The sequence below is a fragment of the Clostridium saccharoperbutylacetonicum N1-4(HMT) genome (assembly GCF_000340885.1).
Lineage (GTDB): Bacteria > Bacillota > Clostridia > Clostridiales > Clostridiaceae > Clostridium > Clostridium saccharoperbutylacetonicum.
In genome coordinates, this window is the sequence record NC_020291.1 from 3,775,378 (window position 1) to 3,790,736 (window position 15,359).

The following is a 15,359-nucleotide window of genomic DNA, read 5'->3' on the forward strand; positions in this document are numbered from 1 at the left end:
TCATAATAATTTATCTTACTGTATTCCCCATATATGCATCCTTTTGTAGTATTGTGCAACAAGAAAAATGCCGTAAATTCGCTTTATTGAATAATACGGCATTTATTATTAACAATTTCGTTATAGCTTTATTACAAAAGTAACTAATTTAGCATACATTAGCAACAACTAGATCTCCGACAACGTCTGTGACATCTGTGACGCCTGCACCTACAACATCTACAGCACCCACAGAACCCAGGGAATCCAAAGAATGGCATATTAATCACCTCTCTTCTTTTGTATACTATATTATATTCTCACTCTTACATAATGTTCTTAAATTTAGCATTAAGTTTTATAATATATGATATTCTACCTTATATCTAAAAGGATTAATAATATCTTTGGCTAACTTCTTTCGTAAGACCATAATCAATGATAACAGTTCTTCTTTTAATAATTCCCCAGCTGCTTTTCCTATCTAAATCACCCAATAACAAATTATAGTTACTCTTAATATTCTGTAGTTCTTTTAAGTTCAATAATTCCCTTTTATTTCTAACATTAAAATAATTCAATACCTCTGAAATATTGTATATCTTATCTGCTTTTTCCATTATAAGCATACTTGAGTCATTTGATATTTGAATAATTTTTGCAAATAATTTTGATTTATCGCTTTTAGAAATTTTATATTCCGATTTATTTTGAGCAATTCCTGCCATATTCTTAGCAATTTTCACTACATACCCATTTCCTAAATCAAACACGTCTCTGCTAGAGCCAGAACCAATATACTTATAATATCCTCGTCGTATATTAAACATAATTTGATTAAATATACCACTCATTTTAACACCTACTCCATGTTAATCTCTTTATATTCATTAGTAAACACTTGGTATATTATATTATTCACTCTGCAATTAATTGGTTCATCCTGCTATAATGACTTGACTACCGATATCTTCTAAATACCGCATTATTCAGTTTTCAAAGAACATATTTTTATTTACTACGTCAAATTCACAAACTGTTTGTAACTATAAAATTACGAATCATGGAGTGACACTAATTTTTATAGTATTTTCATTAACTGGAAGAATTAATTCTATTTTAGCTTCACTATCTACATATCCATATTGTTGTCCATTCCAATGATCTTCATAAATTACATTCATCATATTTGTATTTAAAACTGATTCTAAATCTTTGATTTTTAACATTTTAATATTCCCTCCTATCTCAATCCTAAATCTGATAATACTCTATATATTGTTGCTCTACTTAATCCCGTCTTTTTAACAATATCTACATTTTGTTTATAAAATAAATTATTGAATATTTTCTTATATTTTTGAGCATAATAATTTTGATTTAATAACTATGCTCATTTTTTATAAAAAACTTTTAGTTTTTTGCCCCTTAATTGGGGCTTTTTATGTGTAATGTCGGGTAGGTCGGAAACCTCTCGGTTTCTTTCCCCCTAAGAACCGTACTTGTGACTTTCACCACATACGGCTCAAGCCATCATTTCTCCTAACAGTTATATTTAAAACGCTTAAATTGTTCTTTCATTAGTTTCATACCTTCTTTACTCGATGGTTCTATCTGTCTGTCATCAAAAAACTTTTTAATTTTACTAAGTTGGCTATTTCCACCATACTTTATCAGTAATTTTTGATGTTGGTCATAGCAATTTTCATGTAATATCTCAAAGTTTCTATAAACATTCTTTCCGCCAAGTACCTTGGGTACGACTTGGTTTATTTTCAGATTTTCTTCACTGAATAATGATTGGTTGCAAATTCTACATTGATGTTTACATTTTTTAGCTAATTTTTGTCTACTCAAAATATTGTTTCTTTTAAATTCTTTTTCATCTCTTTTCATGAAGTATTCTTCTAATGTTTTATCATCTGGACTATTCTTGTATTTAATCAATTGATATCTGATTATAGGTATCCAGATCATTTTAATCAGTTGACAATTCTTAATGCTTTTATCCGTTAATAACCACTTTGAAGTACTTATGCCATGTATATCTTTGCTAAAGTATTTCTTGATAATCCATTTCCATGGTTTATTTGGGTGCAGAACTTTAAGATATCGCTTAACCTTAGTCCATATGTAATAATCTATGGCTTTGAATGTTTCTTTAGATACAGAGCTTGACCAATAGTTTCCTATTCCTCTTATGATTGGATTCAATTTATTTATTATAATTCCAATTTGTTCACCTCTGTATTTTATAAATACTTCTCTAATTTTCTGTTTAGCCTTTTTAACACTATCTTTGGATGGTTTGATTAATAACACCATTCCTCGTATTGTTTTGTATTGCCTTACATTGAAACTAAGGAAGTCAAAGCCATCACTTATATGAGTAACCTTGGTTTTCTCGTCGGCTAAAGCCAGTCCTCTTTTTTCGAGATATGGCTTTAATCTATCATACATAGATTTAGCTTCTTCTTTAGTTTTGCATAATATTACAAAGTCATCTGCATATTTAACGATTCCTATGGAATTAGAGTCTAGGTAATATCCTTGTGTACTCTTTTTATATCTAACACCTAATTCTTCTTCCATTCCATGCAATGCTATATTTGCAAGTAATGGCGAAATTATTCCACCTTGCGGTGTTCCGGTAATGGTTTCATTAAATGCTTCATTGTCGATATATCCAGCTTTAAGCCATTCCACAATAGTTTTCTTGTATGGAAAGTTATCTAAACATGATATCATATAGTCATGATTTAGATTATCAAAACATCCTTTGAAATCTCCTTCGAAAATCCATTGTCTTTTTGTACCTCTACGTAATTTTAGAAAAAGTTGTTCTCTTGCATCTTGTGCACTTCGTTTTGGTCTGAAACCATATGATATAGATTCAAACCTACTTTCCCATTGTGGTTCCAGTGCATTTTTAACAATATTTTGATATATTCTATCTTTGATTATTGGTATCCCTAGTGGTCTTAATTTCCCATTCTTTTTAGGTATATAAGTTCTTTTTGCTGGTTTGACTTTTATTGATTTAACATTATAATTTTTAATTAGATTGTATAGTTTAATTCTCTCATTATCATCGATTATTATCATTTTATCAATTCCAGCAGTTCGTTTACCTTTATTTATTTGGGTAACCCTTTTAATCGAAAGCAATAGATTTGCTTTACTTCTAATCATTAATCTTTGAAGTTTTCTGACTTTCCTTGTTTGTCCTAACTGCTCGGCATGAAAAATTCGTTGTCGCAATTTCTTCACATATTTGTAGATTTTCCTCCAGTTAATAGAGTTCCAATCATAAACCTGTGGAGCAGTAGCCGACTTATTAATTTTTATATAAGTTTCCATAACTAAACTCCTCATTTCAAGTTAATTACTTTTCGTTTTTTCTCATGTTGACGACCATGTGGAAGTCTGCACACTTTCGTGTTAGAGCAAATTCTGAACTCCTATCCGACAAGTTATTTATTCCTTTGGACTTTCGTCCTATCGGCGTTCGCTTTCTCCACATTCCCATACCCTTTGCACATTGTAACGTTCTTACGATTGTCCTACCTATTAAGGAGCACATAGGGTTTACCAAGTTCCACTAATAACAGATACAAATGAGTTAAGTGTCCTCCTATATTCCGGTGGATATATGGGTCATTCCATGGTCTACCTACTATACAACCTTTCCTATCCACAATATAAGCTTATCAGTCACTTTAGCTTATTTACGCCTTACGAAAATTACAAAGGTTCAACATTTGTTTACACATTCTCATTCTTTCCCTAGCCTTGTAGTTCAATGTGACTATGTCCTACATTAGACCTTTAACTCTCCTGCAACCCACATTTCAATTACTCAAAATGCAGTTTTGAGCGGGAATATGCTTAATGACTAGCATAGTTTCCTATTGGAAACGCTGTTATTTAGCGACTTCTTGTCGCACACTAGTATTGTGTAGTATTTTAATATAAAAAATATCGCAAACCTATTCTTAGTTATAAATAGCGCGATATTCTAATTTACTATTAAATTTTCAAATATAAAAGATCCACTCTACAAATTATAATTTGTCGTCTTAATATAATGATTATAATCTCTATGAAATATCTTTGGCCAGTAGTATCAGGTGGAATCCTTTTTCATACGCATTAGGCTGAATCCCAATTACTCTGAATCCATAGTCCAACATCCACTTATAATCAGTTCTTTCACAGATAAGATTTTGAATTGCTTCCGAAATATTATCAATATCTTGCCCGTGAATATTAAATCCAATAGAACTTATTCCATTTCTGAATGTTAGATAACCTTTTTCTTTTGCATACCGTGAAGCGATATCTATCAGATCCTCCAGCTTATGCTCCAACTTAAAAATTCCATTATCGTCAAAACCGCTGCATTCAAGTTCTAATGTATGGTAACCAATAAACTCCCTGCAAAGTATCCAACCTTTTGGATGTCGTTCATCCTCACCGAGATACCATCCAACTGTCCTAATCGTTTCATTGATATCGCTCAGTTGTCCAAAGGCACCTTCATAATCCCACCAGTCTGGTTTTATCGTACACATTAATTGCGCAACTGCAGGAATGCGCTCTTTGGTTAATTTAAAAATTTCCATAGCCTCCACTCCCTTTCCTAAATATAATAATCGACAGTTTTTACGCGATAATTTATCTTTTAGTTAATTATAGCATGTTTTGTTAAATTACCACATTATTCAGTTTTCAAAAAACATATTTTTTATTTACTGCATCAAATTTACATTGTATACAATAGATCTGCATCCGTTACTAGTATAACGTAACAAAAATATTGTAGATTCATTATTTCTATTATTTTAGTAAAACATACTTTTCTAAAATATTTATTGTTATGCGATATTCCTTGATTCTAGAGTTTTCCATGGCTAATCAACTTTTTAGAGATTCGTATAGTTGCAAATTGAAATAAAATCTTTTATCATTGCTGCCATTTCTTCTGGTGATTTCTGCTTACTGTCATTCATCCATTTAATAAGAATTCGCATAAATCCACCAGTGCTAAATGTTAAAGCGTACTGAATACTTTCTTTAGAAAAAGGCATATTTTCCCCCTTTACCTCATTAAATGCTGGAAGCAAAAGCTCATCAATCTTTAAAAGAAAAAGTGGGAGTAAGTGATGACGATTAACAAGGGATAAAAAAACGAAATGCTTTTTCATCACGGCAAAAAATATTGTGGCAATATTAGGCAATGACAAATCTGTTTCTTGCACAATAACTGATCTATATTCCAACCAAATTTTATAGAAGCAACCTTCTAAAATTTCATCTTTCGAAGAATAGTTACGGTAAAAAGTCCGCCTTGAAAGCCCTGCATTATCCGTAATTTCTTGTATCGTAATTTCTCTATAATTTTCTGTCTCCATCAGTTTTAACAGTGCATCCTCCATCCAAAGTTTTGATTGAGTAGATACCTTATTTCCTTTATTTTTACCATACATAGTTTGTCCCTCCTCTATTGTCACAAATCTGCTAATTTGTAGCTTTTGAGCAGAAATGCTTGAATATGCTTTTCCACATATTATAATTGATATTGTTAATAGACACAATTGTGTCAATATAAAAAGGAGGAAATTTTATGAATACTATGAATTCTATTGTTTGGATGTTTCCAATCATTTTTATGCTTCATGATTTTGAAGAAATCATTATGGCTGAAGTGTGGGGGAAGCGCTATAAAAAAGCAATCGATACTACTTGGCCAGAACACCAACCATTTGCTTTAAATTATGTACATTGCTGTAAAACGCCAGCCTTTTCTATTGGAGTCGAAATTATCTTTTTAATTTTTGTGCTGATTAGTTTATTTTCTCTAATTTTTCAAAATTATTTTATATGGTATAGTGGTTTCTTAGGAATAACTTTACATTTTGTTTTTATCCATATGGTTTCATGCATCCGTTTTAAACACTATGTACCTGGAATAATAACATCAACTCTATTTTTATTTCCTAGTACCTGGTTATTATTTACCTCTGCAAATATACTTCACTATAACGTAAGTATGATTTTGTTAGCCTGCTTAACAGGAATTGCATTAATAACTTTAATATCGCCAATGCATAAGCTTATGGGTTCTTTATCTAGATTGCTATACAAATATTCTGAAACATCGAAAAGAGCATAATCGAATACCTGGAAGAGGAACCTAATGTGTTCCCTTTTCAGTTTTTAATTACAATTAAATATTTCCAATATAATAAAATTAATTCTAAAATATTTGCCTAATACCGCATTATTCAATTTTCAAAGAACATTTTTTATTAAGAACTGCGTTAAATCTACAATTGATATCGTGTATTAATTGATATAAATAATCATATAATAATATTGGTTTCATAGTTTTAAAAAAATTACCTTTTTGCCCCTTAATCGGGGCTTTTTTATTTTTTGTTATATCATTAATTATTTAAGAATAATCATCATATAATTAATGGTTCTTCCTGAATATTTTTTCTTTTGTTCTATTCATTTTATGCCCCTAGTATATTAGGTTTTTTTAATTGCAATATCTAATAGTAGAATTGCGTAAAAAAATCAAACTGAATAGGATGATGTTAATATTCCGATTATACTTCCACTAAATACAAAATTTGGTTTTATTATATAAAATAAGTGCTATAATTTTTATAGTGATTAAATTAATATGCTATATTTGAAAGGAGACTGATTTTATTATGAAACCATATATTTCTCAAACTATAGAAAGCAATAGTTGTGGTGCACACTCAATTGCTTACTATTTATGGGAAACCACTAAAGCTCAATCTATAAATGATAGAACCTTTGTTGCTAATATACATAAAAAAATTCAAATTGGTCCAAACAATATGGGAATTCCTGAAATTTATTCAAACCCAGAAAAAATTGCTTATGAATTAAGTAATAATTGGAGTTCGTACTCTTACACATGTATGTTAAGCAATAGCACTGTTATACCAATAGCAAAAAACCTTAACATATCTACAAAAAATATAGATATAATTGATAAAGTTAAAAAAGGTGCTAATAAATACGCAATTATTATCTGTAGTATAGGTTATATGACTCCATCACTACATTACATGCTTATTAAATATGAGCAAAATACATTTAAACTTTTAGATTCTCTATATAACCTAGATCATTCCACTTTCAAGATATTAGATTCAATTTATGGCATTGACCATGTAATTTGGGAAGACTTTACTATAGAAACTAATAATAAACTCACACTAGATCGAAATTCTAACTATTTTTATACTGGAGCTGGAATTCTTATAGATTAATTTTACTCACAATTCAATACTTTTCTATAAACTTCATAAAATGAATATTAATTTGATAAAGTTGGAGGTGATATTTAACTTCCACCTTTATTTTACTGCGTCAAATTTAAATGTTATTCACATTATTAGTCTAATGAACACTTCTGCGAAGTTAAGCCATTCATCTGATTTAATAAAGAAATCGATATCAGAAACAAATAATATAACATCTATATCTGAATATTCATCGGCACAATTATCTTTTCTTGACTGTGAGCCAATGAGGACTTCTGCTTTTATAAGCTCGGATGTTTCTCCATATTTAATTAAATTGTTTATCATACCTTCATATCTGCTGTTCATAGGAATATTCTCACCTTTCTATAAACTTATTATTATTTACTTTTATTAATATTTTCAACTTTCCCAAACTCCACATTTAAGAATTTTTCTCAAAGCTATAAGGCTTCCTATAGACCCTATAAATGCAGCAACTATTGCAAATGGCCAAAGCATTGTATTTATTATAAAAGAAGGTTGTACAAGACTTAATTCTGGTGTAAACGCCATTACTTTTGTGTAAATGAAAGTATATATAACAAATAAAGATAAATTTCCTACAAAAACTCCTACAATTCCTATAAATACCCCTTCAATAATAAAAGGCCATCGAATAAACCAATTAGTAGCTCCAACAAGCTTCATTATATTTACTTCATATCTCCTTTGAAACATAGCCATCTTAAATGCATTTACAATTAAAAATAATGAAACAACTGGTATTATTAAAAAAACTGCAATTTCCAGCAACTCAAAAACTGTGCTCATTCCTTTATTATTAATAAAAATAGTTGCTGAATTTTTATTAACTGATAACAAATATATTAAAAATAACCCAACAATAAAAATAGTTGCTGATACAGTAAATACTGAAAAAACAGTAAGTGTAATATTTCTTTTTAAGCTCTTTAATGCATCTAAAAAGAAATATTTAAATTTATTAATATTCATATTTCACCTTCTAAAATCTATTTAGTAAATATAGATAATTGTTATTTAATATCTATAGATTAGGAAAGTCAACTCCATCTTCTGGTTCTCCTACTTCAAAACCTAATAATACCGAAGCTTCCTTCTTGAACCTTTCAAACCACGTATTCCATTCGTCTTGCTGCATTTCAGCATAAAATTGCAGACCACTAGGTTCAACTGAAGCATTAATTATTCTTTTGTCATTATCTTGTGCATACCAATGCGGAATTCCATCAATAAAACCACTCCATCCTGGCATCTCTTTATATAGTTCAGCTAACTTTTTCCATATTTCATTTGGTAATGAGTAATGAATATTTAAATTATGATTATGTATTTCCATAAAAAATTCTCCTTCTATTTGATGTTGCACTTTCCTAAACATTATTATCTTAATGGGTATATTAATAATTAGAAGATTAATTAAAGAATTATAACTTTGTAATATTAGTGCTAAATCTTTCAAAATCATTAATATTATGAGGAAGCAACACCCAATGAATTCCTTATACTCCTTTTTTATATAACCAATATGAATAGAGAAAAGGAACCGTCGTAATAATTGCTAAAATAATTAAAATTAATTGAATACCTTGAATCCGTATATAACCACTAATTATCATGCAAATACCCCCTAGTATCCAGATATCCCCTGCTATATTATGGGTATTATTCCAATTATCCACACTATTTAGTGTCCATGGTAATTTGATACCAAAAGTATAATTTCTCTTACACTTTGATAGATAATTTCCAAACATTGTGATCATAATGCCTAATACTTCTGATAAAATACCTTGAATAGGGTTTTTATATCTAAGTGCAATAAATAAGAGTTCTGGTACTAATATGACTGAAGTAACAGGAGCAGACCACATCCCTAAGTACTTAGATACAGATATAGAGCTTATTTTATCTCGATCATTATTAACTTTAAGGTGTGTAAGAATATTAATTGCTGCCATTAAAACTGGTAAACCAAAAGCCGCAAACGCTTTTGGAGCATAATCATCTCCTCTTACTCTACTAAAATGAATAGCAATTTGTTCAGGCAATTTATCATATAGTGTAAACGAAAGAATCAATGGCAAAAAGCAAATAATAGTCGTACTCAAAAAAAGTCTATCTCGCTTTATCTTTATCACCTCCAAATTGTAAAAAACATAACTTCTCCAAGTAAATAACTTTTATCTTCTAATGCGAGTATTTATATTCATCCCTTCTTATTATTGTTCAATAAAAATATCGCAAATTTAATAATGCGATATTTTAAATTTATGTAATTATATTTACTATTAATTCTTTTTTCTCATTAATACAGACCAAAGGGAAGACTTACCGAATACTTCTTCATTGTCAGATTCTATCATTTCTCTAAATTCAACTATTTCAAAATAAGATTCCAAAATTATTTTTAGTTTATAATCAGAGAACCCTATTCCTCCATGCATCGAATTATCTTTGTAAACATCATAATCAGATATATTCGCTCCGCCTTTCAAATTAAAACATATCATAGCAAAATATCCATTAGGTTTTAAATATTTTAATATAGTACTTAAATATTGCTCTCTTCTATGTGGCTTTATATGATGAAAACAACCACTATCATAAATGAAATCATAATTCTCTTTTTCACTTTGAAAGTCAAATATTGATTGGCATGAAAATTTTACTTTTATCCCCTGTTCTGTCGCTATTTTATTAGCCATTTCTATTGATGTTTCTGAAAAATCCACACCACAAACTTCAAGTCCCTTTTTCGCTATATAAATAGAATTTCTGCCTTTTCCGCAACCAATATCAAGAGCTTTTCCTTCTTTTAATATTCCTCTATCAAAATAAGTAATAAGATTTTCGTCAGGAATATTTTTAAAAAATGGAACTGCCTTTTCCTTATTTGAATAGAATTTATTCCACCATTCGTTATCTCGTTTTTCTAAAAACTCATCTAGCATAAGAAATACATCATCTTCCGTCTTTATGATTTCCGAATTAATTTTATCATCCATGGTATAACGCCTCCAAATTCTATATAATATAAATTATAACATAACTTTCCACTATCACATTTTTCAATTTTCAAAGAACATTTCAGTTATTAATTGCTACGCACTTTCTACATATTATTATATTGTTGAGGAATCACTTCATGTCCAATTATATGAATAGCACTAAACCGCTAGCGCGGTGGTAATATGTAATACATTTACATCTAGAACTCATATTTTAATTATACCAGTTTATTTTTTCTATAAATCCTTTAATATATAGATAATTCTAAATTTAAAGGAGATGTTTTAATTATGACAAAAGAACAAGTCTTAGAAAAATTGACATTTGATGTGGAACTTAGAGGTCTAAGCAAACATACCCAAGCTGAATATTATACTAAAGTTAAAATTTTTCAAGACCACTTTAACAAACCCGCTACTGAACTTGACGAAAAAGATATTAGAAAATTCCTGCACTATCTTTCAACAGAAAAAGGTCTTACTTCCGGAAGTGTAAATTCATACAATAGCGGCCTTAGATTCTTATATGGTGTAACTTTAAATGCTACTTTGAATTACAAACAAATACCTCGCCACCGCAGGCAACGTAAATTTCCAGAAATACTTACTAAAAGTGAAATCCAAAGCCTTTTTGATGCATGTGATAATCTTAGAGATAAATGTATATTAATGACTCTATATGGCGCTGGACTAAGACTTAGTGAAGTTGCTTCTCTAAAAGTTACTGATATTGATAGTGAAAAAATGCAGTTATTTATCCGCAATGCCAAAGGCTCTAAAGATCGCTATGCATTGCTTTCACAAGCTAACCTTGAAATTCTAAGAGTTTATTGGAAAGCTTATCGTCCAAAAGAATGGCTTTTTTACAGCCGAGTAAATACCGGAACACACATTACTTCTAAGGCTGTACAAAATATATTCCACAAATACATAGAAAAAGCTAATATTTCTAAAAAAGTTACCGTCCATAGCTTAAGGCATAGTTTTGCTACACATCTACTAGAATCTGGCATAAGTATATTTCATATTAAACAATTACTTGGGCATTCAGATATCAGTTCTACATGTTTTTATTTGCATTTACTTAAAATTCAATCTTTAAATGTACAAAGTCCTCTAGATTTCTTGACAGAAACGGAGAAAACTAATGGTTGAGGTTCAAGATATATTTATAGAATATGGTGAAGATTATTTGAATAAACATAAGCTTACTCTTGTTCAACATAAAGCTATGTCTGCAATACGAAAATGCAGAACATCGCATTTAGGTGGTCATGTAGATGTTTGTGATAACTGTGGAAATACTCAGATTTCTTATAACTCCTGCCGTAACAGGCACTGCCCCAAATGCCAAGCTCTTGCAAAAGAGCGCTGGATTTACAATCAAAAATCCAATTTACTTAACGTTGGCTATTTCCATGTCGTATTCACTATTCCAGATACTCTAAATTCTATGGTATATCAAAATCAAAGACAACTCTATACCATTTTATTTAAGGCTACTTCTGAAACTTTATCTGAATTATCCTTTGATAAAAAATACCTTGGTGCAAAACTTGGTTTTACATCAATTCTACATACTTGGGGTCAGAATCTTATGCATCATCCACATATTCACTGCATTGTACCTGGCGGCGGACTATCGTCGATCGGCAAATGGATAAGCAGCAGAAAAAAGTTTTTTATTCCGGTTAAAGTATTATCTCGTAAATTTAGGGGCAAGTTTCTGTATTATCTTAAGCAATTATACTATGAAAATAATCTTGAATTTCATGGGAATCAAAATTATCTTTCAGATGAAATTGAATTCGAAAAATTACTTTCAGCTACATATTCTAAAGAATGGATTGTTTACTGTAAACCACCTTTTAAAAATGCTGCCTGCGTCGTCGAATATTTAGGTAGATATACACATAGAGTTGCTATATCAAACACCCGTATTCTAAGCATTGACAATGGCAATGCCACATTTAAATGGCGTGATTACAAAGACAAAAATAAGTATAAGGTAATGACTATTTCTGCTGATGAATTTATTAGAAGATTTCTTATTCATATACTTCCAAGTGGATTTATGAAAATTAGGCACTACGGCTTGCTAGGTAATCGAAATAAAACTACAAAACTGAATATTTGTAAACAACTTACTAATACACCTATTTTACTTAGAGATAAAATTCCAATTCTTGAACTAATTAAAGAAATTACAGGTAGAGATTTATCAAAATGCACTCACTGCGGCTCAAACAAACTCAATAGGTCTATTACATTTTGTAACTCTCCTCCTATAACCACCAAAACTTCATAACATTCGTAATATAGCCTGTAATGGGGAGGGGGAAACTATGCCGGTTTTGCACTATTTAATACGTTTTTATATCTTTACCCCTATATTTTTAAACTTTAATTTTTAATTTGTTTTTAAAATTAAAGGGAATGAGACTATTCAATCCCCATAATAACTGCTTATATTTCCGCGGTTTCGTGCTATTGTAATTATCCAAAGTTAGGCGGACTTCTATAACTTTTGAACTCAAGCTTAAATTCAAGGCTTGAGTTTTTTTCTGCCTAACTTCGTATAATTTGCTATGAATAATAAGAAGTTATTTAGATAAAAGTATCTTGCTTGAACATTAATCTTTTTCAAGAACATATTTCTATAACCTATCATACCACTCCATACTTCTAAGTTTAGAATTTAAATATCGATTTCTAAATGCTGAATCATTTTCATAAACATAATTAAAACAATCAGTGTATATGTCATCACTGTTTTTAGTAAAAGATTTTATTACATCTTTATTTATATCTACACTTATCATTTGAACTATTGCAAATTTAATTAGCATAGTAACTTGTATATTCCCATCCCTAAAATATGATAATATATTACTTAAAAATGAATTTGTATAATCAATTTCTTCACCATTTTGTTTAATAAATAATGATTGATTATTTTTATTACAGAAATCAGTTCTAATCCTTATATATTGTCTAATCTGAAGTGATAAATTTTTAGGTAGAGTAATCTCATATCCATTAATATTTAATATATTTGTATCAAAATTCAAATCATTTACTCTTATAGAATTTAAAGCACTGTATTTACAACCTGTAAATAAAATAAATTTAATTATTATATTTCCTAATAGATTAGTGTAATCATCTGCTCTCTTTTTAAAATTCAAAAAATTGTCTTTTTCAATTAGATTTTTTATATTTCTATCACACTGATCAATAATGTCAATAGCTTCATCCTTTGTTATTATTCCATTGCTCATTCTTTCTTTTAATCTTGAATCATTTTTAATTTTCAAATTTATTCGTTCACTATATGAATTAATTCCTGATTTTATACTAAATGATTTTATTAAATTATCCGCTACTATTCCCAAGTTCTGTATATAATCAAAATACATTCGTATTACAGATTTATAATGGTATGCTGCTGATTCTGATTCTATATTTTGATTTTTAATATAATAATCAAGTGCTTGTTCAATAACATCAATATCTATTCCAGCAAAATAATTCTTATATGTTTCATTACTTATTTTATTTTGCTTGGTTAAAAAATCATAAAAACTTGTTATTTTTTTGATATATGAATCCTTTGTTCTCTGTGATGTTATTTCTTCCAAGAAATTTTTAATTGTATCTAATAATTACATAATGTTTTCCCTCATTTCTAATTTCTCATATAAGGCTTGTACTCCATTTCAAAATCATTACTCTTATGCTTTAAATCCATTTAAAAAATATTAATTCCTAGCTTCTGTGAAATTTCAAATAGTTTTTTCTTATTTCGCATACTGCAATATTTACCCAAAAAAATTGATTTTATTTTAACTCCTATTTCATCCAACGGCACTCTTTTTCCATATAATACTTTCTCTATATTTGGCAATAATACCCGATATTCATTTTCATGTAACCATGATTCATGTTTTATACAAAGATTATTAATCATTAAAAACTGATATAATTTTAAATCTGCATTATCTGGTGGAATTTCTCCTTTTGCAGCTGCTATTGCCAAATAAACAAACTTCCCTATAATAGCTGCTAATATTACCATCCTCCAATCCTAAATAACATATTCATTAAAATGAACTGCTGATTATAGACATAATCCCTTTTTCAAATCACCTACCTTAATTATACAACACATTTTACAATTTTTCCTTTATTTTTCCACAAAGTACAAATTATTTATCAAATCTTCCATTTAATTTTTTTCAATTAATTATCTCCCTAAAAATAAGCAAAAAAATGAAACTGACTTTTCCCTATGCCAGTTTCATTTTAATATAATGTTATAGAATTTTATTTACCTTACTTTAATATCTTTTAACCCATGAATATATAGTCTAAAATAACTCCTTCTAGTCCGCTATATTCTTCCATTGGTTCCCAAACTTTTTCTCCTTTAGTGAAGATTAAGCTTACAGTTTGCGGTTCCGGTTTAGCTGTACCTGCTGCAATTCCATCACAAATGTAGTCTAATAATTTCTTTTGGATTTCTTCCTTAGTCATTCCTGGATTACTATTAATGTCTTGCATTGCTTTGTTTTGAGCATCAGCAAAAATCTTTTTCATGTCAAATATTTTTATTTTCAAATCAAATTTTTCAACTTTTTTGTCAGCTGAAGTTTGCTTTAATTCATAGCTTATGTTTGCTAATCCTTTGATTAAACTATCCTTAAATTTTGCTTTTACTTCATCTGTTATTACGCTCTTATCAATATTATCTCCAGTGAAGCTCTTCATTAACTTGTCTTCTTTATCTTTAACAAGTTTGTTATAATTATCTTCAGTAAACCCTATTTTATCCATATTTGTTTTATCATTTTTTAATAAAACATTTAAGAATATTTTAGCACTTTCTTCTGCTGTTACTTTTAGCCCTCCACATGAAATTAGCATTGTTGATGCTATCACAGTTACTAAGAAAACTGCAAAAAATTTTTTTAAGTTTTTCATTACTATTTCTCCCCTTATTAAAAAATTATTCTTTACAGTTCCTATTTTACTTAGT

18 protein-coding genes are annotated in these 15,359 nt (G+C 29.1%); 4 read left to right on the forward strand and 14 right to left on the reverse strand.

The genetic code is table 11. The features are described from left to right. Positions 1 to 374: 374 nt before the first annotated feature. From CSPA_RS16925 to CSPA_RS16940, 6 genes are all read right to left on the reverse strand, one after another. Positions 375 to 833 carry a hypothetical protein gene (locus tag CSPA_RS16925; protein WP_015393567.1) on the reverse strand — a complete coding sequence of 153 codons (459 nt, stop codon included), beginning with the start codon at positions 831 to 833 and terminating at the stop codon, positions 375 to 377. Positions 834 to 1,040: 207 nt separating this feature from the next. Continuing rightward, on the reverse strand, positions 1,041 to 1,208 hold the full coding sequence (locus CSPA_RS30255; RefSeq protein WP_015393568.1) for a hypothetical protein: 168 nt from the start codon (positions 1,206 to 1,208) through the stop codon (positions 1,041 to 1,043). Between the two features lie 14 nt (positions 1,209 to 1,222). After that, a complete protein-coding gene (locus CSPA_RS31015) occupies positions 1,223 to 1,327 on the reverse strand; it encodes a helix-turn-helix domain-containing protein (RefSeq protein WP_341274139.1) in 105 nt (34 codons plus the stop codon). Positions 1,328 to 1,521: 194 nt separating this feature from the next. Continuing rightward, entirely contained in the window at positions 1,522 to 3,339 is a 1,818-nt protein-coding gene (gene ltrA, locus CSPA_RS16930; protein WP_015393569.1) for a group II intron reverse transcriptase/maturase, read from the reverse strand. Between the two features lie 740 nt (positions 3,340 to 4,079). Then, a complete protein-coding gene (locus CSPA_RS16935; protein WP_015393570.1) occupies positions 4,080 to 4,604 on the reverse strand; it encodes a hypothetical protein in 525 nt (174 codons plus the stop codon). Between the two features lie 300 nt (positions 4,605 to 4,904). Continuing rightward, on the reverse strand, positions 4,905 to 5,468 hold the full coding sequence (locus CSPA_RS16940; RefSeq protein ID WP_015393571.1) for a TetR/AcrR family transcriptional regulator: 564 nt from the start codon (positions 5,466 to 5,468) through the stop codon (positions 4,905 to 4,907). A gap of 137 nt (positions 5,469 to 5,605) precedes the next feature. Between CSPA_RS16940 and CSPA_RS16945 the strand changes: the two genes are divergently transcribed. Together CSPA_RS16945 and CSPA_RS16950 are read left to right on the forward strand one after the other, a co-directional pair. Continuing rightward, positions 5,606 to 6,154, forward strand: a complete 549-nt coding sequence (locus CSPA_RS16945; RefSeq protein ID WP_015393572.1) for an HXXEE domain-containing protein — start codon at positions 5,606 to 5,608, stop codon at positions 6,152 to 6,154. Between the two features lie 550 nt (positions 6,155 to 6,704). Then, entirely contained in the window at positions 6,705 to 7,295 is a 591-nt protein-coding gene (locus CSPA_RS16950) for a hypothetical protein (RefSeq protein WP_015393573.1), read from the forward strand. Between the two features lie 117 nt (positions 7,296 to 7,412). Here CSPA_RS16950 and CSPA_RS16955 read toward each other — a convergent pair whose 3' ends face one another. The 5 genes from CSPA_RS16955 to CSPA_RS16975 form a co-directional block, all read right to left on the reverse strand. After that, positions 7,413 to 7,637, reverse strand: a complete 225-nt coding sequence (locus CSPA_RS16955; protein ID WP_015393574.1) for an aminoglycoside 6-adenylyltransferase — start codon at positions 7,635 to 7,637, stop codon at positions 7,413 to 7,415. 54 nt (positions 7,638 to 7,691) lie between these two features. After that, positions 7,692 to 8,285, reverse strand: coding sequence for an FtsX-like permease family protein (locus CSPA_RS16960; protein WP_015393575.1), 594 nt, complete (start codon positions 8,283 to 8,285; stop codon positions 7,692 to 7,694). Positions 8,286 to 8,337: 52 nt separating this feature from the next. Beyond that, complete coding sequence (locus CSPA_RS16965) at positions 8,338 to 8,649, reverse strand: hypothetical protein (RefSeq protein ID WP_015393576.1); 312 nt, start codon at positions 8,647 to 8,649, stop codon at positions 8,338 to 8,340. Between the two features lie 163 nt (positions 8,650 to 8,812). After that, the gene (locus CSPA_RS16970; RefSeq protein WP_015393577.1) at positions 8,813 to 9,421 is read right to left on the reverse strand and encodes an SdpI family protein; all 609 of its coding nucleotides are present in this window, start codon (positions 9,419 to 9,421) and stop codon (positions 8,813 to 8,815) included. A 180-nt stretch (positions 9,422 to 9,601) separates the two neighbouring features. Continuing rightward, positions 9,602 to 10,318, reverse strand: coding sequence for a class I SAM-dependent methyltransferase (locus CSPA_RS16975; protein ID WP_015393578.1), 717 nt, complete (start codon positions 10,316 to 10,318; stop codon positions 9,602 to 9,604). Between the two features lie 294 nt (positions 10,319 to 10,612). On the opposite strand from CSPA_RS16975, the gene CSPA_RS16980 reads away from it, so the two are divergent. After that, entirely contained in the window at positions 10,613 to 11,476 is an 864-nt protein-coding gene (locus tag CSPA_RS16980; protein ID WP_015392185.1) for a tyrosine-type recombinase/integrase, read from the forward strand. After that, the gene (locus CSPA_RS16985) at positions 11,469 to 12,629 is read left to right on the forward strand and encodes an IS91 family transposase (RefSeq protein WP_015392184.1); all 1,161 of its coding nucleotides are present in this window, start codon (positions 11,469 to 11,471) and stop codon (positions 12,627 to 12,629) included. Before CSPA_RS16980 ends, CSPA_RS16985 begins: the two co-directional genes overlap by 8 nt. Positions 12,630 to 12,978: 349 nt before the next feature. On the opposite strand, the gene CSPA_RS16990 is transcribed toward CSPA_RS16985, so the two are convergent. From CSPA_RS16990 to CSPA_RS17000, 3 genes are all read right to left on the reverse strand, one after another. After that, positions 12,979 to 13,962: a site-specific integrase gene (locus CSPA_RS16990; RefSeq protein ID WP_015393579.1), complete on the reverse strand. Its 984-nt coding sequence runs from the start codon at positions 13,960 to 13,962 to the stop codon at positions 12,979 to 12,981. A 110-nt stretch (positions 13,963 to 14,072) separates the two neighbouring features. Continuing rightward, positions 14,073 to 14,399, reverse strand: a complete 327-nt coding sequence (locus CSPA_RS16995) for a hypothetical protein (protein WP_015393580.1) — start codon at positions 14,397 to 14,399, stop codon at positions 14,073 to 14,075. Positions 14,400 to 14,671: 272 nt separating this feature from the next. Continuing rightward, a complete protein-coding gene (locus CSPA_RS17000; RefSeq protein ID WP_015393581.1) occupies positions 14,672 to 15,304 on the reverse strand; it encodes a hypothetical protein in 633 nt (210 codons plus the stop codon). Between the last annotated feature and the right edge of the window lie 55 nt (positions 15,305 to 15,359).

What these genes read in the sequence shown, in the direction of transcription:
- CSPA_RS16945 (WP_015393572.1), top strand. Translation starts at nt 5,606, where the DNA reads ATGAATACTATGAATTCTATTGTTTGGATGTTTCCAATCATTTTTATG.
- CSPA_RS16985 (WP_015392184.1), top strand. Translation starts at nt 11,469, where the DNA reads ATGGTTGAGGTTCAAGATATATTTATAGAATATGGTGAAGATTATTTG.
- CSPA_RS16935 (WP_015393570.1), bottom strand. Translation starts at nt 4,604, where the DNA reads ATGGAAATTTTTAAATTAACCAAAGAGCGCATTCCTGCAGTTGCGCAA.
- CSPA_RS16965 (WP_015393576.1), bottom strand. Translation starts at nt 8,649, where the DNA reads ATGGAAATACATAATCATAATTTAAATATTCATTACTCATTACCAAAT.
- CSPA_RS16950 (WP_015393573.1), top strand. Translation starts at nt 6,705, where the DNA reads ATGAAACCATATATTTCTCAAACTATAGAAAGCAATAGTTGTGGTGCA.
- CSPA_RS16940 (WP_015393571.1), bottom strand. Translation starts at nt 5,468, where the DNA reads ATGTATGGTAAAAATAAAGGAAATAAGGTATCTACTCAATCAAAACTT.
- CSPA_RS16995 (WP_015393580.1), bottom strand. Translation starts at nt 14,399, where the DNA reads ATGGTAATATTAGCAGCTATTATAGGGAAGTTTGTTTATTTGGCAATA.
- CSPA_RS16960 (WP_015393575.1), bottom strand. Translation starts at nt 8,285, where the DNA reads ATGAATATTAATAAATTTAAATATTTCTTTTTAGATGCATTAAAGAGC.
- CSPA_RS16980 (WP_015392185.1), top strand. Translation starts at nt 10,613, where the DNA reads ATGACAAAAGAACAAGTCTTAGAAAAATTGACATTTGATGTGGAACTT.
- CSPA_RS16975 (WP_015393578.1), bottom strand. Translation starts at nt 10,318, where the DNA reads ATGGATGATAAAATTAATTCGGAAATCATAAAGACGGAAGATGATGTA.
- CSPA_RS17000 (WP_015393581.1), bottom strand. Translation starts at nt 15,304, where the DNA reads ATGAAAAACTTAAAAAAATTTTTTGCAGTTTTCTTAGTAACTGTGATA.
- CSPA_RS16925 (WP_015393567.1), bottom strand. Translation starts at nt 833, where the DNA reads ATGAGTGGTATATTTAATCAAATTATGTTTAATATACGACGAGGATAT.
- CSPA_RS30255 (WP_015393568.1), bottom strand. Translation starts at nt 1,208, where the DNA reads ATGTTAAAAATCAAAGATTTAGAATCAGTTTTAAATACAAATATGATG.
- CSPA_RS16955 (WP_015393574.1), bottom strand. Translation starts at nt 7,637, where the DNA reads ATGAACAGCAGATATGAAGGTATGATAAACAATTTAATTAAATATGGA.
- ltrA (WP_015393569.1), bottom strand. Translation starts at nt 3,339, where the DNA reads ATGGAAACTTATATAAAAATTAATAAGTCGGCTACTGCTCCACAGGTT.